The organism is Lacinutrix algicola, from assembly GCF_001418085.1.
Taxonomy (GTDB): Bacteria; Bacteroidota; Bacteroidia; order Flavobacteriales; family Flavobacteriaceae; genus Lacinutrix; species Lacinutrix algicola.
On record NZ_LIQH01000026.1, the window covers coordinates 1 to 1,701 of the forward strand.

The 1,701-nt window shown below is 38.4% G+C and carries 3 rRNA genes; all 3 read right to left on the bottom strand.

The annotated features are described in order from the left end of the window. Window positions 1-283 (bottom strand): 16S ribosomal RNA (locus tag ASC41_RS03670); the annotation flags it as partial. A gap of 738 nt (window positions 284-1,021) precedes the next feature. Further along, window positions 1,022-1,129: ribosomal RNA gene (gene rrf / locus ASC41_RS03675) — 5S ribosomal RNA — on the bottom strand. Window positions 1,130-1,263: 134 nt separating this feature from the next. Continuing rightward, window positions 1,264-1,701: ribosomal RNA gene (locus ASC41_RS03680) — 23S ribosomal RNA — on the bottom strand; the annotation flags it as partial.

The following is a 1,701-nucleotide window of genomic DNA, read 5'->3' on the forward strand; positions in this document are numbered from 1 at the left end:
CTATCCGTAGCCATGGTGTGCCGTTACCACACCATCTAGCTAATAGAACGCATAGTCATCTTATACCGTAATCTTTAATGATATCTTGATGCCAAGTCATCATACTATAAGGCATTAATCTTCGTTTCCAAAGGCTATTCCTTAGTATAAGGTAGATTCTATACGCGTTACGCACCCGTGCGCCGGTCGTCAGCAATAGCAAGCTACTCTGTTACCCCTCGACTTGCATGTGTTAAGCCTGCCGCTAGCGTTCATCCTGAGCCAGGATCAAACTCTTCATCGTTAAATTTTTAAGTGTTTCCACTAATATGCTTAACAACCAAAGAAATTAAATTAGTACTCGAATGGTTTATTCTCTTGTTTGTCTATAACCGTTTCCAGTTATAAACTTACGCTGTCAATTCAATATGTGTATGAACTTGTTTCTTATCTTGTATTTGCTAACTAAAATTTAATTCACTTAGCGGGCTGCAAATGTAAAACCCTTTTTAATTCTGTGCAATGTTTTTTGATTAAAAAATTAAAAACTTTTTTCTCTTTTTAAACACCGATATTTCACTGAACTTTCCCACTCTTAACGTTGACGTTTTAAGCGGCTGCAAATTTACAACCTTTATTTAATATAAAAAGACTTTTCTGAATCTTTTTTATATTATTTTATTTCGTCTTGTTTAGGAACTTCGCCTTACACCTTGTCGTTGTGACTGCGGCGCTAAGCGGCTGCAAATGTACAACTGTTTTTTACTTACACAAGCTTTATTTTAATGTTTATTATTATTCTTTTTTAGACTCGGTTTTAACAACTAATAATCAAGGAGTTGAAGTGCTGTTTTTTTATTGTGTTTTCGATAGTAATAACATAATTGCAACAAAAAAAAGGATGCCGTTGCTATCATTCGCGCAAGACCTATCAACATAAGTCTGTAGTCTAAGACATTCGTTTTTATATGGTTTATGCTTCGTTTCAAAAAAAGTTTAAACAAAAAAAATCCTCAACAAATAAATGTTGAGGATTCTCTAAAAAAGGCGACGACCTACTCTCCCACGAATGTAGTACCATCGGCGCAAATAGGCTTAACTTCTCTGTTCGGAATGGTAAGAGGTGAGCCCTATCGCAATAATCACCTTAAATCTTTCGGTGTGTGTAGTGATTTAACATCATCTACTTAACCGTATAAAATAACATACTGAAAAAAGTACACTTTAGTGTATTAAACATGAAAATCGTAATAATATATATTGTACTTAGTAAAAAAACAGGCGTACAATAAGCCTATGGGTTATTAGTATCACTCGGCTATGACATTACTGCCTTTACACCTATGACCTATCAACGTAGTAATCTCCTACGACCCTTTAAAGAAATCTCATCTTGTGGTGGGTTTCGCGCTTATATGCTTTCAGCGCTTATCCCTTCCCAACGTAGCTACTCTGCAATGCTCCTGGCGGAACAACAGATACACCAGAGGTTAGTCCAACTCGGTCCTCTCGTACTAGAGTCAGATCCACTCAAATTTCTAACGCCCACTGTAGATAGAGACCGAACTGTCTCACGACGTTCTGAACCCAGCTCGCGTGCCACTTTAATGGGCGAACAGCCCAACCCTTGGGACCTTCTCCAGCCCCAGGATGTGACGAGCCGACATCGAGGTGCCAACCCCCCGTCGATATGAGCTCTTGGGGGAGATCAGCCTGTTATCC